This window comes from Flavobacterium hydrocarbonoxydans (assembly GCF_009789235.1).
Classification (GTDB): Bacteria; Bacteroidota; Bacteroidia; order Flavobacteriales; family Flavobacteriaceae; genus Flavobacterium; species Flavobacterium hydrocarbonoxydans.
The window spans coordinates 38529-64745 of sequence record NZ_WSTB01000007.1; the positions used below are offsets into that span (position 1 = coordinate 38529).

The 26217-nt window shown below is 34.5% G+C and carries 27 protein-coding genes; 19 read left to right on the forward strand and 8 right to left on the reverse strand.

The genetic code is table 11. The annotated features are described in order from the left end of the window. Positions 1-39 precede the first annotated feature (39 nt). On the reverse strand, positions 40-951 hold the full coding sequence (nusB, locus tag GON26_RS13360; protein WP_160375277.1) for a transcription antitermination factor NusB: 912 nt from the start codon (positions 949-951) through the stop codon (positions 40-42). 215 nt (positions 952-1166) lie between these two features. After that, entirely contained in the window at positions 1167-2273 is a 1107-nt protein-coding gene (locus tag GON26_RS13365) for a Glu/Leu/Phe/Val family dehydrogenase (RefSeq protein ID WP_160375278.1), read from the reverse strand. 203 nt (positions 2274-2476) lie between these two features. Here GON26_RS13365 and GON26_RS13370 point away from each other — a divergent pair, with 203 nt between their 5' ends. From GON26_RS13370 to GON26_RS13390, 5 genes are all read left to right on the forward strand, one after another. Beyond that, positions 2477-4255: an ABC transporter ATP-binding protein gene (locus tag GON26_RS13370; RefSeq protein WP_160375279.1), complete on the forward strand. Its 1779-nt coding sequence runs from the start codon at positions 2477-2479 to the stop codon at positions 4253-4255. A gap of 68 nt (positions 4256-4323) precedes the next feature. Then, a complete protein-coding gene (locus GON26_RS13375) occupies positions 4324-4701 on the forward strand; it encodes a PUR family DNA/RNA-binding protein (protein WP_160375473.1) in 378 nt (125 codons plus the stop codon). Between the two features lie 215 nt (positions 4702-4916). Continuing rightward, positions 4917-7052, forward strand: coding sequence for a glycoside hydrolase family 3 N-terminal domain-containing protein (locus tag GON26_RS13380; protein ID WP_160375280.1), 2136 nt, complete (start codon positions 4917-4919; stop codon positions 7050-7052). A 12-nt stretch (positions 7053-7064) separates the two neighbouring features. Then, positions 7065-7883, forward strand: a complete 819-nt coding sequence (locus GON26_RS13385; RefSeq protein ID WP_160375281.1) for an alpha/beta hydrolase — start codon at positions 7065-7067, stop codon at positions 7881-7883. A gap of 27 nt (positions 7884-7910) precedes the next feature. Continuing rightward, positions 7911-8462 (forward strand): RBBP9/YdeN family alpha/beta hydrolase, encoded by a 552-nt coding sequence (locus GON26_RS13390; protein WP_160375282.1) that lies wholly within the window; start codon positions 7911-7913, stop codon positions 8460-8462. 108 nt (positions 8463-8570) lie between these two features. Here GON26_RS13390 and GON26_RS13395 read toward each other — a convergent pair whose 3' ends face one another. Further along, positions 8571-8906, reverse strand: coding sequence for a tRNA-binding protein (locus GON26_RS13395; protein ID WP_160375283.1), 336 nt, complete (start codon positions 8904-8906; stop codon positions 8571-8573). A gap of 134 nt (positions 8907-9040) precedes the next feature. Between GON26_RS13395 and GON26_RS13400 the strand changes: the two genes are divergently transcribed. Together GON26_RS13400 and GON26_RS13405 are read left to right on the forward strand one after the other, a co-directional pair. Further along, complete coding sequence (locus tag GON26_RS13400; RefSeq protein WP_160375284.1) at positions 9041-9934, forward strand: alpha/beta fold hydrolase; 894 nt, start codon at positions 9041-9043, stop codon at positions 9932-9934. Between the two features lie 130 nt (positions 9935-10064). Further along, positions 10065-10619: a thioredoxin family protein gene (locus GON26_RS13405; RefSeq protein ID WP_160375285.1), complete on the forward strand. Its 555-nt coding sequence runs from the start codon at positions 10065-10067 to the stop codon at positions 10617-10619. Between the two features lie 78 nt (positions 10620-10697). On the opposite strand, the gene GON26_RS13410 is transcribed toward GON26_RS13405, so the two are convergent. The 5 genes from GON26_RS13410 to GON26_RS13430 form a co-directional block, all read right to left on the reverse strand. Further along, positions 10698-10991 carry a cytochrome c gene (locus GON26_RS13410; protein WP_160375286.1) on the reverse strand — a complete coding sequence of 98 codons (294 nt, stop codon included), beginning with the start codon at positions 10989-10991 and terminating at the stop codon, positions 10698-10700. 94 nt (positions 10992-11085) lie between these two features. Then, positions 11086-12018, reverse strand: a complete 933-nt coding sequence (locus tag GON26_RS13415) for a peptidylprolyl isomerase (RefSeq protein ID WP_160375287.1) — start codon at positions 12016-12018, stop codon at positions 11086-11088. Between the two features lie 60 nt (positions 12019-12078). Further along, complete coding sequence (locus tag GON26_RS13420) at positions 12079-13227, reverse strand: MFS transporter (RefSeq protein ID WP_230407938.1); 1149 nt, start codon at positions 13225-13227, stop codon at positions 12079-12081. 121 nt (positions 13228-13348) lie between these two features. Further along, entirely contained in the window at positions 13349-13708 is a 360-nt protein-coding gene (locus tag GON26_RS13425; protein ID WP_160375289.1) for a cupin domain-containing protein, read from the reverse strand. Positions 13709-13759: 51 nt separating this feature from the next. Beyond that, entirely contained in the window at positions 13760-14632 is an 873-nt protein-coding gene (locus GON26_RS13430; RefSeq protein ID WP_160375290.1) for a sugar phosphate isomerase/epimerase family protein, read from the reverse strand. 306 nt (positions 14633-14938) lie between these two features. On the opposite strand from GON26_RS13430, the gene GON26_RS13435 reads away from it, so the two are divergent. The 12 genes from GON26_RS13435 to GON26_RS13490 all read left to right on the forward strand — a co-directional run bounded on the left by GON26_RS13435 (position 14939) and on the right by GON26_RS13490 (position 26134). After that, the gene (locus GON26_RS13435; RefSeq protein WP_160375291.1) at positions 14939-15388 is read left to right on the forward strand and encodes a DUF1569 domain-containing protein; all 450 of its coding nucleotides are present in this window, start codon (positions 14939-14941) and stop codon (positions 15386-15388) included. An 85-nt stretch (positions 15389-15473) separates the two neighbouring features. Beyond that, on the forward strand, positions 15474-16151 hold the full coding sequence (gene trmD / locus GON26_RS13440) for a tRNA (guanosine(37)-N1)-methyltransferase TrmD (RefSeq protein ID WP_160375292.1): 678 nt from the start codon (positions 15474-15476) through the stop codon (positions 16149-16151). Between the two features lie 97 nt (positions 16152-16248). After that, positions 16249-16620: a hypothetical protein gene (locus tag GON26_RS13445; protein ID WP_160375293.1), complete on the forward strand. Its 372-nt coding sequence runs from the start codon at positions 16249-16251 to the stop codon at positions 16618-16620. A gap of 186 nt (positions 16621-16806) precedes the next feature. Then, positions 16807-17157, forward strand: coding sequence for a 50S ribosomal protein L19 (rplS, locus tag GON26_RS13450; RefSeq protein WP_160375294.1), 351 nt, complete (start codon positions 16807-16809; stop codon positions 17155-17157). A 282-nt stretch (positions 17158-17439) separates the two neighbouring features. Next, on the forward strand, positions 17440-19662 hold the full coding sequence (locus tag GON26_RS13455; RefSeq protein WP_160375295.1) for an NADP-dependent isocitrate dehydrogenase: 2223 nt from the start codon (positions 17440-17442) through the stop codon (positions 19660-19662). A 197-nt stretch (positions 19663-19859) separates the two neighbouring features. Next, positions 19860-20759 carry an NmrA family NAD(P)-binding protein gene (locus GON26_RS13460; protein WP_160375296.1) on the forward strand — a complete coding sequence of 300 codons (900 nt, stop codon included), beginning with the start codon at positions 19860-19862 and terminating at the stop codon, positions 20757-20759. A 12-nt stretch (positions 20760-20771) separates the two neighbouring features. After that, positions 20772-21686 carry a helix-turn-helix domain-containing protein gene (locus GON26_RS13465; protein WP_160375297.1) on the forward strand — a complete coding sequence of 305 codons (915 nt, stop codon included), beginning with the start codon at positions 20772-20774 and terminating at the stop codon, positions 21684-21686. Between the two features lie 103 nt (positions 21687-21789). Continuing rightward, entirely contained in the window at positions 21790-22803 is a 1014-nt protein-coding gene (locus tag GON26_RS13470; RefSeq protein ID WP_160375298.1) for an aldo/keto reductase, read from the forward strand. Between the two features lie 16 nt (positions 22804-22819). Next, positions 22820-23716 (forward strand): helix-turn-helix domain-containing protein, encoded by an 897-nt coding sequence (locus GON26_RS13475; RefSeq protein WP_160375299.1) that lies wholly within the window; start codon positions 22820-22822, stop codon positions 23714-23716. A gap of 314 nt (positions 23717-24030) precedes the next feature. Then, positions 24031-24621 carry a TetR/AcrR family transcriptional regulator gene (locus GON26_RS13480; RefSeq protein WP_160375300.1) on the forward strand — a complete coding sequence of 197 codons (591 nt, stop codon included), beginning with the start codon at positions 24031-24033 and terminating at the stop codon, positions 24619-24621. 12 nt (positions 24622-24633) lie between these two features. After that, the gene (locus tag GON26_RS13485) at positions 24634-24858 is read left to right on the forward strand and encodes a hypothetical protein (RefSeq protein ID WP_160375301.1); all 225 of its coding nucleotides are present in this window, start codon (positions 24634-24636) and stop codon (positions 24856-24858) included. 7 nt (positions 24859-24865) lie between these two features. After that, positions 24866-26134, forward strand: a complete 1269-nt coding sequence (locus GON26_RS13490) for an MFS transporter (RefSeq protein WP_160375302.1) — start codon at positions 24866-24868, stop codon at positions 26132-26134. Positions 26135-26217: the final 83 nt, after the last annotated feature.

Genomic DNA, 26217 nt, shown 5'->3' on the forward strand with positions numbered 1-26217 from the left:
AATTGGATTTTGGATTTTCAAATTTAAGATTTTAGAATCTTACATTAAACCTCTACCCACTTTTATCATTTTTTTGTTGGCTTCTAGTTCTTTTACCAAATTATCCAGAATCCCGTTGATAAAAATACTACTTTTTGGAGTAGAATATTCTTTGGCAATCTCTAAATATTCGTTAAGGGTAACTTTTACAGGAATTGATGGGAATTTTAAAAACTCACAAATTGCCATTTTCAAAATAATCGTATCAATTTCGGCAATTCTTTCACTGTCCCAGTTTGGTGTTTTATCATCGTATTCTTTTGCAAAAATGGATTCGTTTAAAACTGTTCTTCTGAATAAATCTTTAGCGAAATCTTTATCTTCAACATCTTTATACAATTTTGGCACTCTAAAATCATCCGGATCTTCCGTTTTGATAGCTTTCAATTGTTTGATAATATGCGTATTTACAACCGGAATATCATCAACCCAGGTCAATTTATCATCTTCCAGATACTCATATAATTTTTCGTTAGGAACAATTACTTCGGCAAATAAATCAATTATAAATTGTCTGTCTTCATCAAAAGTATTGGTAGTGTTGCTCATGTACTTTTTGTACAATTCGCTTGCTTTAATATCATTTAAAAGCAATAAAATATAATCGTCATTTAACTGCCAATTGTTGATTTTACGGTTTTCTAAAGCAATACTAAGCGAGTTGCTTTCGGCAAGAAGCTGAAAAATTTTATTTTTGATAAACTTCTCGTTCGGATTACGTTCTGCAGGGGTTGCAAGATGTTTTTTGCTTGAAAGATGTAAAAAAACAGATTCTTTTTTGCAAATTTCAATCAACGAAGAAAGCATTATAAGGTATAAATCCTGAATATTATCAATACTGTAAAAAAGAAATTTTTCTTCTTTTTCCATATTATCAGAACCACTTTGATGCATTGCATAAATGGATTGCATTACTTTAACGCGTATGTGTCTTCTATTTACCACCTTGTAAGAACATTTAAAAATTAGTCTGCAAAATTATGAATTTAACGTCTTATATTAAAATTTAATACCATAAAAAACGTTTCAAAAAACTAATTCATAATCGATATAAAAAAAATCTCAGTTTTCAACCTTCGTTTCTGATGAAACAAAGAGCTAAAAACTGAGATTGTAAACTTAAAATATTATTTTTTACTGTTTTCAATTTTTCTCAAATCAATACGATTTTGAGCAATTGTTAAAGCAGCTTTATGTGTTGTCATTCCGTTTTTCACAGCATAATCGATAATCTCTAACGTAGTGTTGTAGATGTTTTCGGTTTTGCTCATGATTTCAGCTTTACCATAATGCTCTAATTCAGCATAAACATTGATAATTCCACCAGCATTGATCAAGAAATCCGGAGCGTATAAAATACCTCTTTCCTGCAATCTTGCTCCGTGTACATTCTCATCAGCAAGCTGATTGTTGGCAGCACCAGCAATAACTTTTGCTTTGATTTTGTTTACTGTATTATCATTAATTGTTGCTCCCATCGCACATGGCGCATAAATATCTACATCAGCAGTATATAAATCTTCGCCTGTATAAATAGTTGCTCCGTATTTTTGAGCTACCTGATATAATTTTTCTTCGTTGATATCGGTAATCGTTACCTGCGCTCCTTCTTTAGTCAAATAATCAACCAAAGTTTCACCTACGTGACCAATTCCCTGAACCAAAACTTTTTTGCCGTCTAAAACATCAGAACCAAACTGACTTTTAGCAGCCGCTTTCATTCCTAAATAAACTCCGTAAGCAGTTATAGGCGAAGGATTTCCTGAACCACCTCTTTCTTCAGAGATACCTGTTACATAAGGCGTAACATCTCTTACAGTATCCATGTCTTTTGTTTCCATCCCAACATCTTCAGCAGTGATATATCTTCCGCTTAAAGAGTGAACAAACTCACCAAACTTACGCATCAATTCAGGTGTTTTTTGCGTTTTAGCATCACCAATAATTACTGCTTTACCTCCACCAATATTCAATCCGGTAATGGCAGATTTATATGTCATACCTCTTGAAAGACGCAAAACATCGTTTAATGCTTCCCATTCGGTATTATAATTCCACATTCTAGTACCTCCTAAAGCTGGCCCCATAACTGAATTATGAATACCAATAATTGCTTTTAAACCTGTATCTTTGTCATTGCAAAATACAATTTGTTCATGATCGTCAAAAGATAACTGACCAAAAACAGGATCCATTTTTTGAAGTTCTTTTCCAGTTGCGAAAGTTGCATCCATAGTGTTACTATTTATTTATTAAAATTATGAATTCGTCAAAAAGACAACTCAAATTTAAATAAAAAATACACATGTGCTAATTTTTTAGCTTTTTAATAACGATTTAATAGTTAAAGACGATTGCGAAAATTGCTTTATCTCTAACATTAAATTGAGAATAATTTACAAAACCTTTTGGTTTCAACATCGAATATCTCACAAAAATGAAAGAATTACGTTATTTAGATAAATATTTCATCAAATACAAATACAGTTTTTCTCTTGGTATTTTAATCGCAATAATCTCACAAATATTTGCTTTATTCACTCCAAAACTTATTAGTAAGTCATTAAATGAAATTGAAAAGTTTGATAAATTGCCAAAAGCAGATCAAATGTCACAAGTCATTATTGATGCTTATCGAGGGGATTTAATTCATAATGTACTCTTAATTATAGCTACTGCAATAATTTCAGGTTTTTTTCTCTTCTTAACCCGTCAGACCTTAATTGTAATGTCACGTCATATTGAGTTTGATTTAAAAAATGAGGTTTTTAAACAATACGAGAATCTTTCGCAAAACTTTTACAAACAAAACCGCACTGGAGATTTGATGAATCGTATAAGCGAAGATGTTTCGAAAGTCCGTATGTATGTTGGGCCTGCCGTTATGTACACGATAAATACTTTTATTCGCTTTGCCATTGTGATTATATATATGTATAATGTTTCGCCATTACTAACCTTATATACCATTCTTCCTTTACCCATTTTGTCTTATTGTATTTTCAAATTAAGTTCTGAAATCAATAAACGAAGTACCATTTTTCAGCAATATTTATCGAAAGTATCCAGTTTTTCGCAAGAAATATTTTCTGGAATCCGAGTAATAAAAGCCTATTCGTTAGAAAATCAGCATCAGCATAATATGGTGGCTCTTGCCCAGGAAAGCAAAAGCAAAAGTTTGAATCTGGCAAAAGTCCAGTCGTTGTTTGGCCCTCTGATGATTGCCCTTATCGGAATTAGTAATTTAGTCGTGATTTATTTTGGAGGTGTCATGTACATCAACGGAACCATTCCGAACATCGGAACTATTGCCGAGTTTATTTTATATGTAAATATGCTCACCTGGCCCGTTGCTTCGTTAGGATGGGTTTCGTCTATGGTACAAGAGGCAGAAGCTTCGCAGAAACGTTTGAATGAATTCCTGAAAATTGAACCGGAAATCCAAAATAATAACGAAAATCCATCCGATATTCAGGGATCTATTATTTTCGAAAATGTAAGTTATACTTACGAAGACACCAATATTGAAGCCTTGAAAAATGTTTCTTTCACAGTAAAAAAAGGAGAAACATTAGCCGTTTTAGGAAAAACAGGCTCTGGAAAATCGACAATTTTATCTCTAATTTCCCGCTTATATGATGTTACCGATGGAAAAATTACAATTGACGAAAACGAAATAAGCACTTTAAATCTAAATGATTTACGAAACAACATCGGTATTGTGCCTCAGGATGCGTTTTTATTTTCGGATACCATCAAAAATAATATCAAATTTGGAAATCAGGATGCAACCGATGAAGAAGTAATTGAAGCTGCAAAAAATGCTGTCGTTCACGATAATATTATCACATTCAACAAACAATATGATACGATTTTAGGCGAAAGAGGTATTACACTTTCGGGAGGGCAAAAACAGCGTGTTTCGATTGCAAGAGCTATTATAAAAGATCCAGCAATACTGCTTTTTGATGATTGTTTATCAGCAGTGGATACTGAAACTGAAGAAATTATCCTGAATAATCTTTTTAATATTTGTAAAAATAAAACTACAATCATTGTAAGTCATCGTGTTTCATCGGCAAAAAATGCCGATAAAATAATCATTCTGGAAGATGGTAAAATCATCGAACAAGGCTCTCATAATCAATTAATAAATCAGGATGGTTATTATGCTGCTTTATATTTGAAACAACTTTCGGAAAAAGAATTACTTTAATTGTTGTGTAATAGATAATTTTTTATGATTTTTGAGTACTATTAATTCCAAAAATGATAGAACGTATTATGAGAGAAAATGACATGTTAGAAAAAGAAGAGATTTTTTCTAAGGTATTACGAGCAGGAAGAAGAACTTATTTCTTTGATGTGAGAGCTACTAAAGCTGACGATTATTACATCACTATTACAGAAAGCAAAAAATTTACTGAAGAAGATGGTTCTTTTCATTTTAAAAAACACAAAATTTACTTATACAAAGAAGATTTTAGTGCTTTTGCCGAAATACTTGAAGAAATGACTTCATACGTCTTGAACCACAAAGGCGAAGAAGTAATCTCTGAAAGACACCAAAAAGATTTTAAAAAAGAGTACGGTTCTGATAAACCTGAAGGAATTGCGACTCAAAGATCAAGTTTTACCGACATTGATTTTGATGATATTTAGTCATTAAAAAATGACTTTTTAAAACTTAAAGTCCAAAATGTGCTGCATTTTGGACTTTTTTTATATATTTAAAAATCAAAAACCACACGATCTTGAAAACTATAACCAAAAACCAAATTATTTACCTGGTCCTGTTCTTTGTGATAAGCTTTTCTTCTTATTCACAAAAAACAAATCCACAAATAGAAAAAAAAATAGATAATCTTATAAAAAAGATGAGAATTGAACAAAAAATTGGTCAGGCTTGTCTAAAAGGAACTTCGAGCCGAAGTAAAGGTTTATCTGAAGAACTTAAAAATGAGGTACGTAAAGGATTGGTAGGTGCCATTTTAAACCTTACAGATCCCAAATTAGTATTTGAAATACAAAAAATTGCTGTTGACGAAAGCCCTAGCCACATTCCGCTATTATTTGGTAGAGATGTCATTCATGGCTATAAAACTATTTTTCCTATTCCCCTTGGTTTAGCCGCCTCCTGGGATATTCCATTGGTCGAAAAAACATCAAAAATTGCAGCAAACGAATCGTATTCAAATTGTTTCAATTGGACATTTGCACCCATGATCGATATTGCCAGAGATGCCCGTTGGGGAAGAATTGCCGAATCACCGGGTGAAGACCCTTTATTGGCTTCGAGATTAGGAGTAGCGTATATTAAAGGATTTCAGGGTGAAGATCCTTCGGTTCCTGGACAAATTTTAGCTTGTGCCAAACATTTTGCAGCTTATGGAGCCGCTGAAGGCGGAAGAGATTACAATACCGTGAGTATGTCTGAATCGATGCTGCGAAATGTATATTTAAAACCTTTTGAAGCTGCCGCAAAATCAGGAGCAGCTACTTTTATGAGTTCTTTTAATGATATTAATGGAATTCCAGCATCGGGAAATAAATTTTTACTTAAAAAAATATTACGCGAAGAATGGAAATATGATGGTTTTGTGGTAAGCGACTGGAATTCTGTCACCGAAATGATTCCACACGGATTTGCTGCTGATGAAAAAGATGCCGCGCTCAAAGCTGCTTCGGCAGGATTAGACATGGAAATGACGAGCTTGTCTTATGCAAATCATTTAAAAACATTAATTACAGAAAAGAAAATTTCCGAAAAAGAATTAGATGAAATGGTTCGTAACATTCTACGAATAAAATTTCGCGCCGGAATATTCGAAAATCCCTATTTTAAAGACAGAGAAAAATTTTCGATTTTGACTGCCGAATCTTTAGCAACAGCAAAAGAATCTGCTATTAAAAGTTGTGTTTTATTGAAAAATGAAAATCAAATCCTGCCTTTACAATCCAATCAAAAAATTGCTGTAATTGGCCCATTAGCGGATGCGCCAAGAGAACAATTAGGCACCTGGATTTTTGACGGAAACAAAGCCGATTCTCAGACTCCTTTGAAAGCTTTGCAAACTAGTTTTGGTCAAAATAACGTTTTTTACGCAGCAGGGCTTTCACACAGCCGATCACTTTCTGAAGAAGGATTCGCAGAAGCCGTTACTGAAGCCAAAAAAGCAGATGTCATTCTGTTCTTTGCTGGTGAAGAAGCCATACTATCTGGTGAAGCGCATTCCAGAGCGAATATTAATTTACCTGGTTTACAGGAAAAATTAATTGCCGAATTATCCAAAACAGGAAAACCAATCGTATTGATAATTATGGCTGGAAGACCTATTACACTTGGAGCCGTTTTACCCAATGTAAAAGCCGTACTTATGGCCTGGCATCCCGGAACTATGGCTGGACCAGCTATTTCGGATATTGTAAAAGGTATTGCAAATCCATCCGGAAAATTGCCGGTTACCTGGCCAAAAGAAGTGGGACAGATTCCTATTTATTACAACCATCCTAGTACCGGAAGACCTGCAGATCCTAAAACTTTCGTAGCCATTCAGGATATTCCGGTTGAAGCCTGGCAAAGTTCTTTAGGCAACAATTCGCATTATCTGGATGCTGGCTACGAACCTCAGTTTCCTTTTGGTTTTGGTCTAAGTTATACATCTTTTGTATATGATAATTTAAAAATTGAAAAGACAAACTTAAAAACCAATGATCGTCTGACAGTTACTGCGAATATCACCAATACCGGCAACACCACCGGAATTGAAACGGTACAATTGTATGTGCAGGATATTACAGGAAGTATCGTGAGACCTGTTAGAGAATTGAAAGATTTTGTACAAATAGAATTAAAATCAAAAGAATCCAGAACAGTAGAATTCTCTATACCGGTTTCGGATTTGGCTTTTTATAATGATCAGATGGAGCTAAAAACTGAGCCTGGCGATTTTAAACTCTGGATAGCTTCGCATGCCGAAAATGGTTTAGAAGGAAATTTTAAAGTAGAATAAAAACTATATCTAATGAAAAAAATAACGTTTATAATAAGTTTCATCCTAATTGGATTTTCAGCTGTTGCTCAAAAAACAGAATATGAAACCAAATCAAACATTCAATATTATAATACTGTAGTAAACAAAGCTGACAGTTACATCAATGAGCGATGCGTGCTGGATATTTATTATCCAAAAAACAGTAAAAATTTTGCTACGATTGTATGGTTTCATGGTGGCGGTCTAACTGGCGGAAGCAAAGAAATACCAGAAGCTTTAAAGAATAAAGGTTTTGCAATTATTGGTGTAAATTATAGATTATCTCCCAAAGTTAAAGCCGAAAAATGTATTGAAGACGCTGCTGCTGCAGTAGCCTGGACATTCAATAATATTGCGAATTATGGCGGTGACTCTTCTTTAATTTTTGTTGCAGGACATTCTGCAGGTGCTTATTTAACCTCGATGATTGGTCTGGATAAAAAATGGCTGCAAAAAGAGGGAATTGATGCCAATAAAATTGCTGGGCTTATTCCGTTTAGCAGTCAGTGTATCACGCATTTTGAAATTCGAAGACAAAACGGAATTCCTGAAAAACAACCTACCATCGATGCTTTTGCTCCGCTTTTCCATGTACGCGCAGATGCTCCGCCTTTATTATTAATAACGGGTAACCGTGAACTGGAAATGTTAGGCCGCTATGAAGAGAACGCTTATATGGAGCGAATGATGAAATTGGTTGGGCACAAACAAACCCAGCTTTTTGAATTAGACGGTTATGGTCACGGTATGACAGAACCTGCTTTTCCACTATTAGTAAACGAAGTAAACCGAATTATAAAGGAAAATTAAAAATAATCATTAAATAAATCCACGGCCATGGAAACCAATCTTTTAATATTACCCGGACTTGGAAATTCCGGAGAAAAACACTGGCAAACCTTCTGGCATAAAAAATATAAAAACTCGATAAGAATTGTTCAGGATAATTGGGATGAACCTCAACTGAAAGATTGGTTAGAACGATTGAACGAAGAAATTTCAAAACTTGAAAAACCAACTATTTTGGTGGCACATAGTCTGGCGGTTTCTTTAGTGCAGCATTGGGCCAGTTCCAATAAAAATGAAAATATTATCGGTGCGCTTTTAGTGGCTCCAGCCGATGTGGATTCGCCAATTCACACCCCCGAATCTGTACGCAATTTTTCGCCTATTCCTGTTGCAAAATTGCCTTTTCCGTCGATTGTAGTAGCAAGCGAAAATGATCCTTATGCTTCTTTTGAAAGAAAACAATATTTTGCCAAAATGTGGGGAAGTGATTTCGTAAATGTTGGCCAAAAAGGACACATCAACTCAGATTCGGATTTAGAATACTGGGAAGAAGGACAATTGATTTTAGAGCAGTTGGTAACTAAGCTAAACTTGAAATAGACCGCGGATAACACGGATTTACTTCGTAAAAACGCGGATAAAAACAGATTTTTTTATTTTTTTTCTGAGCAACTACAAAAAAGCAAATCTTTTCCTAAATCTTAAAAATCACCCTATTCTTAAACCATTTTCAATTTTAAAATCGGGAGCCAGTAAAATTACGTCTCCCTCCTGTCCTACTGCGCCCAAAACTAAACATTCGCTCATAAACCTGCCTATTTGTTTTTTAGGAAAATTGACAACCGCCACAATTTGGCGATTCAATAAATCTTCTTTAGAATATCTTTTGGTAATTTGTGCCGATGATTTTCTAATTCCGATTTCAGAACCAAAATCAATCGTAAGCTGAAAGGCTGGTTTTCTGGCTTCTGGAAAATCATTTACTTCGATAATGGTTCCAATACGCATATCAGTTCTTTCAAATTCACTCCAGGTTAAATCCATTTTTGCTTTTTTTTTAATGTTGTTTTACAAATCTATTAATTCTGTAAGGGATTCCATTAATTCTATAAATTATTTTTTTAAGTAAAAACTAAATTTACAAAACACATTATAAGATAACATTTAAATTACTAAAAATGGAAAATATTCTGACTAACAGCAACCCATCAATTCGGTATTTTCAATATGACTTGAAACATCCAAATACTGATAAATATATAGAAACGGAACAAAATGTAAAACTCTATGTAAAAGATTATGGTCAGGGAGAACCTGTCATTTTGATACATGGGTGGCCGCTTTCGAACGAAATGTGGGAATATCAAATTGAGTTTTTAGTTCAAAACAATTATAGAGTAATTGCCTATGACAGACGTGGATTTGGTAAATCATCCCAACCCTGGAATGGTTATGATTACGACACTTTATCAGATGATTTAAAAGAAATTATTGAGCAGCTCGAATTAGAAAATGTAACGTTGGTAGGTTTCTCAATGGGTGGCGGTGAAGTCGTTCGTTATTTTAGCAGACATGGCGGAAAAGGCGTTAAAAAAGCCGCTTTGATTTCGTCGATTATTCCTTTTTTATTAAAAACCGAAGACAATCCGGAAGGACGTCCACAAGAAAAAGGTGAAGCCAGCGCAGCAGCCATCAAAGAAGACCGAATCGGGTTTCTTGATAATTTTGGTAAAACGTTTTTTGGTGTCAACATCATCAACAAACCTTTGAGTACGCCATTGTTAGAATATTACAGAATGTTATGTTCGTTTGCATCTTCAAGAGCTACCTTAAAATGTGCCGAATCATTAAATACTACTGATTTTAGAGATGAATTGCACACTATTAAAGTTCCTACTTTAATTATTCATGGAAATGAAGATAAAAATGTTCCGATAGAAGTGAGTTCAGAAAAAACGGCTGCGGCCATAGCCAATAATACTTTTATTGTTTATGAAGGCGCACCACACGGACTATTTTATACCGAAAAAGATAAATTAAATGAGGATTTATTGAATTTTCTGAATTCGTAAATTTTCAACCAATACCCAAAGGATGTACTATTTTTTTGAGCAAAACTTCTTTGGGTATTTTTTTTAATCTCCTACTTCTTTTGATTACAGAATTTTAAAGTTAAATTTGGATAACTAATTTTCTGTAAAAATGGCTAGAACTCTTTCAAATATGCTTCCACTTGGAACGCTTGCTCCAGATTTCAAATTAAAAGATACTAACTCAAACTATAATTATTCTTTTGAAGACATAAAAGGCGCTAAAGGAACATTAGTGATTTTTATCTGCAATCATTGTCCGTTTGTACATCATGTTATGCCAGAAATTATTATGATTGCCAATGATTATCGTGTACAAGGCTTGGGAATAATAGCTATTTCCAGTAATGATGTTGTAAAATATCCGCAGGATTCTCCAGAAATGATGACAGAATTTGCATTCGAAAATAAAATGGATTTCCCTTATTTATTTGATGAAAATCAAGAAGTTGCCAAAGCTTTTGATGCTGCTTGTACCCCAGATTTTTATTTATTTGACAGTCAGGATAAATTATTTTATCGCGGTCAATTAGACGATTCCAGACCTGGAAACGGAATTCCGTTAAGCGGAAGTGATTTGCGAAGCGCGATCGACGCACTAATTTACAATCGAAGTTTAAAAAACCCTCAGAAACCAAGTATTGGCTGTAATATTAAATGGAAATAAAATACCTATTTCTATAATTTTTACGAATAAATTTAATTTTAAACCCAACAGGTTTAAAAAACCTGTCGGGTTTAAAAATTACAATTGAGAATTGATATAATTTGAAATGGAAACCATTTGTGTATCATCTAGTTTTGCTTTTTTCTGCATTCTTACCAGGATTGGCTTCCACTCCTCGTGAGTAAACTTCTTCGGTTCATATAATTTGTGGCATTTTGCACAATTATTATCATACAAACTTTGTCCTGCAGCCAATTCTGGTGTTAGTTCTACAGCTTTTGCAACAGGTGCGGCCTCAGTTACTGCAGGTGTTTTAGTTGCACAGGAAAATAATACTAAAGCAACTGCTGCGGTTAAAATTCTTGATTTCATGTTTCGTTTGTTTTTTAGTAAATATAAAAAAAATCCCATTCGACAGACGAATGGGATTATTATTTAAAACAACTTTAAATTGTCTTTTATCTTCTTATTTTACGTCCATTAATTCAACGTCAAAAATCAAAGTTGCGTTTGGTGGGATAACTCCTCCAGCACCTGCAGGTCCATATCCTAAATCAGATGGAATTACAAAACGAGCTTTGTCACCTACTTGTAATAAAGCAATACCTTCGTCCCATCCTTCGATAACCTGACCAATTCCTAATTTAAATTCGATTGGTTTTTTACGTGGGTAAGATGAATCAAAAACTTTTCCTGTTTCTAAAGATCCTTCGTAGTGAACTGAAACCGTTTTACCAGCTTCTGCTTTTTTACCATCTCCTTTTTGAATCATTTTGTAACGTAAACCGCTTTCTGTTTTATCAAAACCAGCAGCCAATTGCTCCATTTTTGCTTCAGAAGCCGCTTTTAATTCTGCATCTCTTTTAAGACGAGCACCTTTTAAAGCAATAAAAGCTTCGATTGCATTCCATTTTTGCGCTTCTTCTCCAACTCTGATAATTTCTAAAGTCTCCAAAGCATCACCCTGAGCAACTGCATCAACAACATCCTGACCCTCGATAACATGACCAAAAACAGTGTGTTTCCCATCTAACCAAGAAGTTGGAACGTGCGTAATGTAAAATTGAGAACCATTAGTTGCAGGACCTGAGTTTGCCATTGCTAAAACTCCAGGGCGATCGTGTTTTAAACTTGGGTGAAATTCATCATCAAATTTATAACCTGGATCTCCAGTTCCTGTTCCTTTTGGGCAACCACCCTGAATCATAAAATCTGGAATAACTCTATGAAAGTTTAATCCGTCGTAGAATTTTTGTCCTTGTGGTTTTACTTTATTTTCCATATTTCCTTCTGCAAGCGCTACAAAATTCCCTACGGTTCCTGGTGTTAAGTCGTGTGTTAGTTTTACTAAAATCGAACCTTTGCTCGTGTTGAATTTAGCGTATATTCCGTTTTCCATCGTTGTTATTTTTAATTTGAATGCAAATTTACAAATTAATTCTATATCAATTTGTGCTTTCTATTTTTTAGTCCCGATCCTTCGGGATGATTTGAATGTAAGTCCGTAAACTAATAATGCTAACAATGCCAATCCTGCACATCCTATAGTTACAGCGTGCCATCCGCCAAGCTTCCATAATAATAAACCATAGGCAGAACCAGCGGCTGTTCCTAAAAAACTAAACGACATAAATACCGTATTGAGTCTGTTTCTGGCTTCCGGCAATAACGAATATACTCGGGTTTGATTGGAAATGTGAACGCCCTGAATTCCGATATCGATAAAAACAATTCCGATGACAACGCCAATTATACTTTCGATTGAAAAGTAAAAAGTAATAAAACTGATTAACATCAATAAACAACCATAACCTACCGCTACTCTCGGATTTCCCTTGTCTCCCATTTTTCCAACCAGTGGTGCTGCCAAAGCTCCCGAAGCTCCAACGATTCCGAAAAGCCCTATCGTAGCACTATTAAATTTGAAAGGTTCCCCCGAAAGCAACAAAACCATCGTAGTCCAGAAAGCGCCAAACTGAGCAAAGCAAAACACATTGATTAAGGTGGCTTCGCGCAATACTGGCTGTGTTTTTATTAAAGTAAAAAGTGATTGAATTAATTGACCGTAAGTACCTTGAAATTGAGGTTTATTCACTGGAAATTTCTTTTGAATAGCAAAAAATATCAGTAAGCAAATTCCGGCAGCGATCCAAAACATAGACCTCCAACCTAAAACCTGACCTATAAATCCGCTAAGGGTTCTTGACAGCAAAATACCAACCAATAAACCGCTCATAATAGTCCCGATCACTTTTCCTCTTTGCTCCTGACTAGTCAAGGAAGCAGCCAAAGGCAAAATAAGCTGCGGCACAATCGAGGTGATTCCGATAAGTAATGAGGCTATTTGAAGAATTACGAAACTTTTGGCCGTCGCAGCAATAATCAAAGCTATTACCGAAGCTAAAGTGGTGATTAAAATTTGCTTTTTGCGTTCGATTTTATCGCCAAGCGGAACCATAAAAAACAATCCAATCGCGTAACCTGCCTGCGTAAGATAGGTTATCGTACCTGCGTTGGCTTCGGGAATTTTAAATTCGTTGGCAATTAAAACAATTAAGGGTTGGCAGTAATACAGATTTGCAACTATAAGTCCAGTGCAAGCTGCCATAAACAAGACATTCGTTTTGGATAAATTCATCAGGCAAAAATACTACACTATTTTTTATCGAAAGTTTAAAAAAAATATAAATTTTCGTGAGCTCTACCCAAAACGAAGGCCAAATTTGATTTTAATATGTTCTTCCAACCATAAAATCTTCCCTAATCGGACTGAAAACATCGGTTAAAATTCCGCTTTCTAAACAAAGAACGCCGTGAATTGCATGAGGCGGAATGTAAAAACTATCTCCCTCTTCTAAGGTTTGCGTAACGCCACTGATCGTAACATCAAATTTTCCGCTGGAAATGTAGGTTACCTGTGTATGGTAATGCTCGTGCAAAGTACCGATCGCACCTGTCTCGAAATGAACGCTTACCAGCATCACACGATCATCAAAAGCCATAATTTTGCGTTTTACGCCTTCTCCTACTACTTCCCACTCGATTTCTGATCCTTTTATAAATTCTTTGCTTGTTCCGAAACTTTGCATATTATTTGTTTTTATGGGTACAAAAATAAAACATTCAACTATTTCTATCGCTTAAGCCAACTCTTTTGCGACAAAATCGTGACTTGTTTTTATAGAATCAAATATAGTAGGGCTATAATTATTTTCCTGTTCTACAAAGAAATACTGCATTCCTGACACTTTAGTTTCCTTAAAAATATCTTTAAAATTGATAGATCCCGAACCAATTTCAGTATTTAATTTTCGATTTAACTTATCCATATCCTTAACATGCCAAAGCTTAAAACGCCCCGGATTCTGCTGAAACAATTCAACAGGATTTAAACCTGAAAAAATAACCCAATACAAATCCAGTTCAAAATAAACCAGATTTTTGTCGGTTTCTTTTAATAATATTTCGAAGCCCGTTTGACCATCGTGTTTATCAAATTCAAAATCATGATTGTGGTACGCCAGCTTTAAACCTGCTTCCTGACACATTTTCGCAGCCACATTCAGACGAACAGCTATTTGTTTATAATCCTGAATGTTTTTTCTTAACTCGGCATCAAGCCAGGGAATCGTAAAATATTCGCTTTCTAAAATCTTTGCTGCTTCAATAGAGGCTTTTAATTCATCGGTATTTCCATCAGATAAAAAACTACCTGAATTATAATGCCCACTTACAGCTTTAAGCCCGTTAGCCTCTAAAATTTGCTTTAGTTCTGCCGCAGATAACCCCCAGAATTGATCTTTAATAGAAAAACCATACGTTTCAACAGTCGTAAATCCAGCCTTTGCAACTCTTTCTAATGTTTCTTTTACTTTTCCAGGAAGTTCCTCCCTCAAAGTATATAACTGCAAACCTATTTGTTTTTTATTCATAGTAAAAGCTAAAGAAGGCAAAGCTAAAACCGCTGTAGTAGCCAGCCCGGTATTAATTATAAAATTTCGTCTTGTTATCATTTTAATCAATGAAAATATTAGATTCGTAAAACTACTATTATTTTAGTTTCATAACTATTAATTTTTATAAATATCAAATGATTTATTCCATTTACCCAGATACAATTCCATAAAAAAACACAACTTATTTATTCCATTTTTTTTGCACTAATCTTCAAAAAATTAATATTTGATTGAAAATAACATAAATTTTAATACAAAGCTGGTTATGAATATCTTAAAAACAAAAAAATAATAAAATTACGAGATAAAATCTTACATTATATTTTATATTTAAATACATTTGTAGTCTAAATACTTCAAATTATGGATTCGATATTTGACAAAAATGGAACTGATAAAATGATAGCCCGAATCAATATATTACATGAAGATTCACAACCATTGTGGGGAACAATGAGTGTTGATCAAATGTTGAAACATTGTAGTTTAGCCATTAAAACATCGCAGGGAAAACTGGAATTAAAAATGAATTATTTAATGAAAATTTTGGGAAAAACATTAAAACATAAAATTATTTACAACGGTGATTTTCAAAAAGGAGGTCCTACTGCTAAAGAGTTGTTAATAACAAGACATTATGTTTTTAGCAAAGCCAAAAGTGAATTAATCAGATACATTACAGTATTTGCAGATCAAGGAAGAGATGCTATTCCAGAAATGAATCATCCGTTTTTTGGAGATTTAACTTATGAGGAATGGGATTTATTGATATGGAAACACCTTGATTATCATTTAAAACAATTCGGTGTTTAAAAAATATGAATTTTTAAATGTTTCATACAAAAATGATACAAATCATAAACTTTGTATCTTTGCCGCATAAAACTGAACAACAGCAATGCGAATTGATATTATCACCATTTTACCAGAATTATTAAAAAGTCCTTTTGAGGCTTCGATTATGAAACGCGCCATCGACAAAGGACTGGTTGAAGTACATTTTCATAATTTGCGGGATTATACCACCAACAAACAAAAAAGTGTAGATGACTATCCGTTTGGAGGCGGAGCAGGAATGGTGATGACCGTACAGCCAATTGATGCCTGTATTACGCATTTGAAAAGCGAAAGGGCGTACGATGAAATCATTTATATGTCGCCTGACGGAGAAACTTTAAATCAAAAAATGGCCAATACTATGTCGATGTATGCAAACATCATCATTTTGTGCGGACATTATAAAGGAGTAGATCAGCGTGTTCGTGATCATTTTATTACCAAAGAAATTTCAATTGGTGATTATGTTTTATCAGGCGGAGAATTAGGTGCTTTAGTTTTATCTGATGCTTTGATTCGTTTGATTCCAGGTGTTTTAAGCGATGAAACATCTGCATTAACAGATAGTTTTCAGGACAATTTGCTTTCGGGTCCTATATATACACGACCAGCCGATTATAAAGGATGGAAAGTTCCTGAGGTTTTAACCAGCGGACATTTTGCCAAAATTGATAAATGGCGCGAAGATATGGCGTATGAACATACTAAAAACAGACGTCCGGATTTGTTGGAAGAATAACTAAACTCTTTCAGCATTTTTGTTTTTGATTTTATTAAAATGAATGTAACTTAATTTCAATTTTAAATACTTATTAATTAATCAAATACTAAAAATTATGAAAGAAGTAATTATCAAACTAAGTTTTTGCCTTGCTTTTTTAATTTCATCCGTAAGTTTTGCTCAGGGTTTAAATAAAAAATCATTGCTTTCTGAGTTAAACAAAACAGAAGGCGTTACACTTGATGCCAAACAAAAAAGCAGTTACGAAAAAGCAAATGCCGATTTAGCAACGGGCTTATTAAATTTAGATAAAAAATCAGTGTCGAAAACAGAACGAGACAGCAAAATTGACGGTTTGTTTAGCAAAAGAGATAAAGATTTAAAATCATCTTTAGGAAATGACAAATTCTTAGATCTTAATAAAAAGACCAGTAAAAACATCAAACAATTACAACGCAAAGTAAAGCTTGCGAAACTCGTTCTCTAAATTTTACGAAATTCCAAAAAGAAAAACTGCAAACTCCAATTAATGAACCAGTTAAGAAATTGAAATTTGGAATTTAATTTTATTGGAATTTTAATTTTTTTGCTTACATTTGCACCCGAATTAGACTAACCTCTGGCGAGATCCGTGAATGTTACTCTATTATAAAAAACCATAATTTATATTATCATGGCAGATTTAATGAAATTCGTTCAAGACGAATTAGTTGCTAAAAAAGATTTCCCTGTTTTCGGAGCTGGAGATACTATCACAGTTTTCTACGAAATTAAAGAGGGTGAAAAAACAAGAACTCAGTTTTTTAAAGGAGTTGTTATTCAAAGAAGAGGTTCTGGTAACACAGAAACTTTCACTATCCGTAAAATGTCTGGAGCTATTGGAGTTGAGCGTATCTTCCCAGTAAACTTACCAGCTTTACAGAAAATTGAAATCAACAAAAAAGGAGCTGTTCGTAGAGCTAGAATTTTCTACTTCAGAGAACTTACTGGTAAAAAAGCTAAGATTAAAGATAAAAGAAGATAATCATTTATCTCTTTGTTATAAAAAACTCGTTTCATATCATTTGAAACGAGTTTTTTTTATGCCTGTTTTTTTCAAATGATAAAACCGTAATTTTTTAATATCAAAATCATCGATTTGACAATTTAAAGTCATTCAAATAATAATCTGTTAATTTCCCGAATTATCTTTAAAACTAAACCGTTTTCGGACTGTTTTTATTATATTTGCTCCGCTCGTTTCGAGCCGAATACACCTTTTACATCGCCCACTTCAGGCGATACGATTATAAAAAAAAAAAAAAAAATGACACAGAATTCAAAAATTTTTTACACCTTAACTGATGAGGCGCCTTTGTTAGCGACTTATTCTTTATTACCTATTGTCCAAGCCTTTACTGGTACTGCTGGTATTGCAATTGAAACAAGAGATATTTCTTTAGCAGGTAGAATTTTATCTAATTTTCCTGAATTTTTAACAGAGGATCAAAAAACCGGAGATGCTCTTGCAGAACTTGGAAAATTAGCTACTTTACCAGAAGCTAATATCATCAAATTACCGAACGTTTCGGCTTCTGTTCCTCAATTAAAAGGAGCAATCGCAGAATTGCAGTCTCATGGTTACAAAATTCCTGATTTTCCAGAAGATCCACAAAATGATACTGAAAAGGAAATCAAGGCAAAATATTCTAAAGTTTTAGGTTCTGCTGTAAACCCTGTTTTACGTGAAGGAAACTCTGACCGTAGAGCTCCAAGAGCCGTGAAAAACTTTGCAAAAGCAAATCCACACTCTATGGGTGCCTGGTCTGCTGACTCCAAAACTAAAGTAGCTTCGATGCCAAATGGTGATTTTTACGGAAGTGAACAATCCCTTACTGTAGCTGAAGCTAATGATGTAAAAATAGAATTTGTGGCTAAAGACGGTTCTACAACTGTTCTTAAAGCAAGTACTCCGCTTAAAGCCGGAGAAATTATAGACAGTTCTGTTTTAAGTGTAAAAAAATTAAAATCTTTTGCTGCTGATGCAATTGCTGAAGCCAAAAAAGAAGGTGTTTTACTTTCTGTGCATTTAAAAGCTACGATGATGAAAGTTTCAGATCCGATTATCTTTGGCGCTATCGTTGAAGTATATTTCGCTGATGTTTTCAAAAAATACGAAACTTTATTCAATGAATTAAACATTGATACCCGAAATGGTTTAGGTGATGTTTATGCTAAAATTGCTGGAAAACCTGAGCAGGCAGAAGTGGAAGCTGCAATCGATGCTGCAATCGCAAACGGACCAGCTCTGGCAATGGTAAATTCTGACAAAGGAATTACCAACTTACACGTTCCGTCTGACGTAATTGTGGATGCTTCTATGCCAGCCATGATTCGTACTTCTGGACAGATGTATAATAAAGAAGGAAAACAACAAGATACAATTGCGATTATCCCAGACCGTTCTTACGCTGGAATCTATACTGCAACTATCGATTTCTGTAAAAAACACGGTGCTTTTGACCCAAAAACTATGGGAAGTGTTCCTAACGTAGGTTTGATGGCTCAAAAAGCGGAAGAATATGGTTCTCATGACAAAACTTTCCAAATGACTGCTGACGGAGTTGTTCGTGTAGTTGACACTAAAGGAACTGTTTTGATGGAACAAAATGTAGAAGCTAACGACATTTTCAGAATGTGTCAGGCAAAAGACGCTCCTATTCAGGACTGGGTAAAACTAGCTGTAAACAGAGCCCGTTTATCTGATACTCCTGCGGTTTTCTGGTTAGACGAAAACAGAGCACACGACAGAGAATTGATTGCAAAAGTTCAGAAATACCTAAAAGATCACAATACTGTAAACCTTGATATTCGTATCCTGAATCCAGTTGCTGCTACAGAATTTACTTTAGACAGAATCATCAAAGGTTTAGACACTATCTCGGTAACCGGAAATGTTTTACGTGATTACTTAACCGATTTATTCCCAATTTTAGAATTAGGAACTTCTGCAAAGATGTTGTCTATCGTTCCATTAATGAATGGTGGTGGTTTGTTCGAAACGGGTGCTGGAGGTTCTGCTCCTAAACACGTTGAGCAATTTACTGAAGAAGGCTATTTACGCTGGGATTCTCTAGGAGAATTTTTGGCTCTTGGTGCTTCATTAGAGCATTTAGGACAAACTTTAGACAATGCTAAAGCTATTATTTTATCTGAAACTTTAGATCAGGCAAACGATAAATTCCTTGCAAATGATAAATCTCCAGCTCGTAAAGTAGGTCAGATTGACAACCGTGGTTCTCACTTTTACCTTGCTTATTACTGGGCTCAGGCTTTGGCTGCTCAGAATAAAGATGCTGAATTGAAAGCTATCTTTACTCCAATTGCTGCTGAATTTGAAGCTAACGAAGCTAAAATTGATGCAGAATTAATTGGTGCTCAAGGAAAAGCACAGGCAATTGGCGGTTATTATCAGCCAAATCCGGAATTAACCAGCAAAGCGATGCGTCCAAGTGAAACATTCAATGCAATTATTGCTAAAATAGCATAATTAAAAATTTCAAATTTTATATATAAAAAGACAATCAGAAATGGTTGTCTTTTTTTTGTATCCAATAATTACGCTTACATTCTCCTTTTCACTTTATTAAAAAGCAAGCCTCAAATTTTGACTACAACAACAGTAGATTCGGCTACATTGATTTTGCATTTGTTGCGGAACTTTGCTCAAACAAATAAATAGAAAATATGAAAATTATAATTACAGGTTCATTAGGAAATATTAGCAAACCTCTTGCTATTGATTTAGTGCAAAAAGGACATATAGTGACCGTTATCAGCAGTAATGCAGAAAAACAGTCCGCTATTGAAGCAATTGGCGCAATCGCAGCGATTGGCTCACTTGAAGATACCGCGTTTCTTACCCAAACATTTACCGGTTCAGATGTTGTTTATATAATGGTACCACCAAACAACTACTTTGATCAAAATCTAGACTTATTTGAATATTATGTTCGATTAGGAAACAATTATGCAAAAGCAATCGAAAAATCTGGTGTAAAACGTGTCGTAAATTTAAGTACTATTGGGGCGCATTTAGCTGAAGGATCCGGTATCCTGACTGGAGCTCATCATCTTGCGAAAATCCTCGATAAACTTCCGGAAGAAATAGCTATTACACATATGCGTCCTACGTCTTTTTACTATAATCTTTTAGGATATGCAGAAATGATAAAAGCTCAGGGACTTATTGCGGCTAATTATGGTGCAGATCGTACCATTCCTTGGGTTTCGCCAATTGATATTGCAGATGCTATTGCCAATGAAATCACAACTCCTTTTACAGGAAGAAAAATATGTTATGTAGTAAGTGAGGAACTTACAGGAGATGAAACCGCCCGTATTATAGGTGAAGCTATCGGAATGCCCGAATTGAAATGGAAATTTATTAGTAATGAAGAGACTTTGGCTGGATTAACAGCAATTGGTATGAACCCAAAAATTGCAGCAGGTTTAGTCGAAATGTACGCCAGTCTTTATAGTGGTTTATTAGGTGAAGATTTTCAGAAGAACAAACCTTCTGTAATTGGAAAAGTAAAACTAAAAGATTACGCCAAAGAATTTGCTGCAATTTTTAATCAAAAATAAGTATCTTGTACTATGGCAGGCAAGCAACCACATCGGATAAAAAGTATCAGTGAATTTCATCAGTTTCGAAATTTACCCAAACCGCAACACCCTTTAATCAGCGTGTATAGTTTTGAAGATATGAAAAAACTACAGGACGATGAACCAAAAAGTATTATGCTTGATTTTTATTCGATTGCCCTAAAAAGATGCTTAAATACTAAAATGCGTTACGGGCAGCAAGAATATGATTTTGATGAAGGTGTTTTGTTTTTTATTTCGCCCGGACAGGTTTTTTCAATCATATCCAATGCAGAGATGCAGCATGAAGGATGTTCGTTACTCATTCATCCCGATTTTCTATGGAATACACCATTGGCAAAAAAAATAAAACAATACGAATATTTTAGTTATGCCGTACATGAAGCGCTGCACCTTTCAGATAAAGAAGAAGCAATGATTGTAAACATCATAAAAAATATTGAAGACGAATACCATTCTAATATAGATAAGTTTAGTCAGGATGTAATTATCGCTCAAATAGAATTGTTGCTTACCTATTCTGAGCGATTTTACCAACGCCAATTTATCACCCGAAAAATTACTAATCATAAAATACTAGCTCGTCTGGAAACTATACTAGACGATTATTTCAATAGTGATTTACTGGTCAAAAAAGGGTTGCCAACGGTACAACATATTGCAGAAACTTTAAATCTATCACCAAATTATTTAAGTGGTGTTCTAAAAACCATAACTGGGCAAAGTACCCAACAGCACATTCATGAAAAACTAATCGAAAAGGCCAAAGAAAAACTCTCTACAACCAATTTATCGATAAGCGAAATTGCATTCGAATTAGGTTTTGAGCATTCGCAATCCTTCAGTAAATTATTTAAAAGCAAAACTGAAATGTCGCCTTTAGAATTTAGACAATCATTTAATTGATGAAACAAAAATTCACTACCCGTAATTTGCATACGATAATCATCATTTTGCATACATTCTCTTCCTGATTTCTCTTCAACTTTGTACTCTTAAAATCAATATTATGAATAAGAATTTGAATCAAGTAAAATTAGGAAGTCAGGGATTAATTATTCCGAATATTGGCTTGGGTTGTATGGGAATGACAGGTTTTGGAGGTGCAGATATGTATGGCAAAACCGATGAGAAAGAAGCTATCGCCACTATTCATCGTTCTTTGGAATTGGGTGGAAATTTCCTCGACACGGCAGATTTGTATGGTCCTTTTAAAAATGAACAACTCATTGCAAAAGCTATCGAAGGAAATCGTGACCAATATACTATCGCTACAAAATTTGGCTGGGAAATCGACGACAAGGACCAGGTAACGTGGAAAATAAATGGACAAAAAGAGTATGTAAAAAAATCCGTAGAACGTTCCCTTAAAAATCTGAAAACCGATTACATCGACCTTTATTATATGCATCGTCTTGATAAAAATACCCCTATCGAAGAAACAGTTGAAGCGATGTCTGAGTTGGTAAAAGAAGGGAAAATTGGTTACATCGGATTATCAGAAGTATCTTCGGAAACTGTAAAAAGAGCCCACGCTGTTCATCCCATTACGGCCGTTCAAAGTGAATATTCTTTGTTTGAAAGAACGGTTGAGGAAAAAGGTGTTATCACAACTTTGAATGAATTGGGAATTGGTTTTGTCGCTTATTCACCTTTGGGAAGAGGTTTTTTATCCGGACAAATCCGTACAATTGATGATTTACCAGAAAACGATTTTCGAAGAGGAATTCCACGTTTTCAGGAGCAGTATTTCTATAAAAACATTGAACTCGTAGAAGCTGTTGCAGCATTAGCCAGAGAAAAAAACATCACCTCTTCTCAATTAGCTTTGGCGTGGATTATCAGCAAAGGAATCGTTCCTATTCCAGGGACGAAACGCAGAAAATATCTTGAAGAAAATATCGAAGCCAGTAAAATCGTATTAAGCGAATCTGAATTACAAAAACTGGAAAACATCGTACCTTTAGGAACTGATACCGGTGCGCCTTATGACGAATTCAGTATGGGACTTTTAGATTATTAAATTTAAATTTACAATAATGAACACAATTGCCTCCATTTCCAAATTTCACCAATTACTGTCACTTCCCGAACCGAAACATCCGTTGGTAAGTATTATCAATCTGTCCGAAAGTATTTTTCTTGAAGATGAGATTTGGAAAGGTTTTGTAAACAGATTTTACTGTGTAGCATTGAAAAGAAATGCAACAGGAAAAATAAGATACGGGCAACAGCATTATGACTACGACAAAGGTGTGCTGAGTTTTACGGCACCGAATCAGGTTCAGTATCTTGACCTGCAAAATGTGCAATGTGATTCCAATGGCTATTTACTGATTTTTCATGAAGATTTTTTATTGAAACATTCTTTGGCAAATACTATTTCTTCATACGGGTTTTTCTCCTACGCCGTGAATGAAGCTTTGCATTTATCCGAAGATGAAGAAAATAATCTGATTGAAATCTTCCATAAAATAGATAAAGAATGTCAGCACATAGACCAGCATACTCAGGAAATTATTTTGTCTCAGATTGAATTGTTGCTAAATTATTCCAAACGTTTTTACGAAAGACAATTCATTACCCGAAAAAGCGGAAATCATCAGCTTCTGACAAGATTTGAAACCTATCTGAATGAATATTTCGAAAATTCATCATCTGGAAAAGGACTTTTAACCGTTCATCAAATTGCCGAAGCGATGAATATCTCTCCTAATTACCTAAGTGACCTTTTGAGAATCCAAACCGGACAAAACACGCAACAACACATACACGAAAAGCTCATCAGCAAAGCAAAAGAGAAACTTTCGACAACTGAACTTTCGGTAAGCGAAATTGCTTATGAACTCGGATTTGAGCATGCGCAATCGTTTAGTACCTTATTTAAAAAGAAAACGAAATTGTCGCCGTTAGAATTCAGGCAGTCGTTTAGCTAAATATTTATCTCTTACCCGTTGGGTGAAATTATTTTAACACATAGAAATATAGCTTATCGAACTCAAAAAAGGCGTTTCACTTCCATTAAAACACATAGCTATATGTAAAGAAACGAGTTTCTTTTTGATTTCCTTTTTTTTTTAAATCATAAAACCTCTGTGTTCTATGTGTTTAATTAAATTTTTATTAATTACAATCAACGAGTTTATCTCTTTTCATTTTTTAAAATAATCCATCTTACATGGATTATTTTTTTATAAGTAAGCGAACATTCATTTATATTTAATACATTTGTTCCGTTAAATTTAAAAAAATGCGAACAAGAGATCCAAACAAAGAAGATGCTGTAAAACAAAAAGCGATTGAAATGCTCGTGAAATACGGCATTGAAGGCTTTGGAATGAATCGACTGGCTAAAGAAAGCGGAGTTTCTGTTGCCACTTTATACATCTATTATTCAGACAAAGAAGATTTGATAAAGAAAATCGGAACAGAAATTGGACAAACCTTTTTTAGCGAAATGGTAAAAGATTTCTCGCCTACTATGTCTTTTAAAGAAGGATTAAGAAAACAGTGGGAAAACAGAGCACGTTTCGCTTTGAAAAATCCTTTAAAAGTAGCTTGTTGGGAAGCATTAAGCCATTCTAGTTATCGGGATACTATTTTAGAAGAAAGCCTTGCTAATTTCAAAAAAACCATGTGGAATTTTATAGAAAATGCTTTAGAAAAAAAAGAACTCCTTCCTATTTCTATCGAGGTTTTCTGGAGTGTGGCTTACGGTCCATTATATGCCTTACTTCGTTTTGAAAATGAAGGCAAAAGTTTTGGTGATACTCCTTTTAAATTCACCAAAGAAAAAATGGATGAAGCATTTGAATTAGTTATAAAAGCACTAACACCATAATAATAGTACAATATGGAAAACTCAACCAACATATTGGTATTTGCAACCAATATCAGAACCGAGAACGACAAACAATTAATTAGTAAGATACTTAATCAAAAAACTGAAATTCGCCAGTGGAATATTGATCAGGAAGATATTGATTGCGTTTTGCGAATTGAAAGCGATTTGCTATCAGAAGAAGAAATCATCAATATCATCGACGCGCATGATTTCGACTGTACACCATTAGAATAAAACAAAAATGAAAGATCAAAAACAAGCCATACCTTTTACTGGTTATCAAAAATTTGCCATTTTTATACTGGCCATCACTCAATTCACCGTAATTTTAGATTTCATGGTCATGTCGCCTTTGGGAGATATTTTAATGAAATCTTTGCAACTTAAACCTTCTCATTTCGGACTGGTAGTTTCTGCTTATGCGTTTAGTGCCGGGATTTCAGGGCTTCTTACAGCTGGTTTTGCGGATAAATTTGATCGAAAAAAATTATTACTTTTTTTCTACATCGGATTTATTCTTGGCACTATATTATGTGGAGTTGTTACTTCATATCCTTTACTAGTTGCGGCCAGAATTATCACCGGTTTATTTGGAGGTGTTATAGGCTCTATTTCTATGGCGATTGTTGCCGATATATTCTCGATTCAGCAACGTGGTCGCGTGATGGGTTTTATACAAATGGGATTTGGAGCAAGTCAGATTCTGGGAATCCCAATCGGATTGTATTTAGCGAATGCCTGGGGCTGGCACGCGCCATTTTTATGGGTAGCAGGAATGGCAGCCATTATTGCTATTTTAATTGCCATTAAATTAAAACCAATCACGGCACATCTTGCGGTACAACAGGAAAAATCGCCTTTTGCACACTTAATGCACACACTTGCCAAAAAAGAATACCAGATAGGTTTTGCAGCAACTTCTATACTTTCTGTTGGAGGATTTATGATGATGCCTTTCGGAAGCGCATTTGCTATCAATAATTTAAAAATTACACAAGAAGAATTACCTATGCTATTTATGATTGCAGGACTTTCGACCTTGATTGTGATGCCTATAATTGGAAAATTAAGTGATAAAATAGACAAGTTCAAAATATTTACTTTTGCTTCTATCTGGACAATTGTAATGATTGGAATTTACACCAATTTAGGTGCTACACCTTTTTGGATTGTTGCCATAACAAATGTACTGATGATGATGGGCATTATGGGCCGAATGGTACCTTCGACAGCTTTGGTAACTTCGGTACCAGCTATGCAGGACAGAGGCGCATTTATGAGTATCAACTCATCATTGCAACAAATAGCCGGAGGAATTGCTGCCGCTTTTGCAGGTACAATCGTGGTACAAAAAGACAGTTTTAGCCCGCTGGAACATTACGATACCTTAGGTTATATTATCATCGCTATTTCGGTTGTTTCGATTTTTCTTTTAAATCGGGTTAACAAACATTTGAAGAAAAATCCTGAGAAAGCTGTAATTCAACCTATGCCTGTTACCGAAATGTAACTTTTAAGGCATTAAAAAAACAATATCATTAAACTAAAAAATTGCATTACCCATTAATATTAAATATTTTAGCATAATTAACA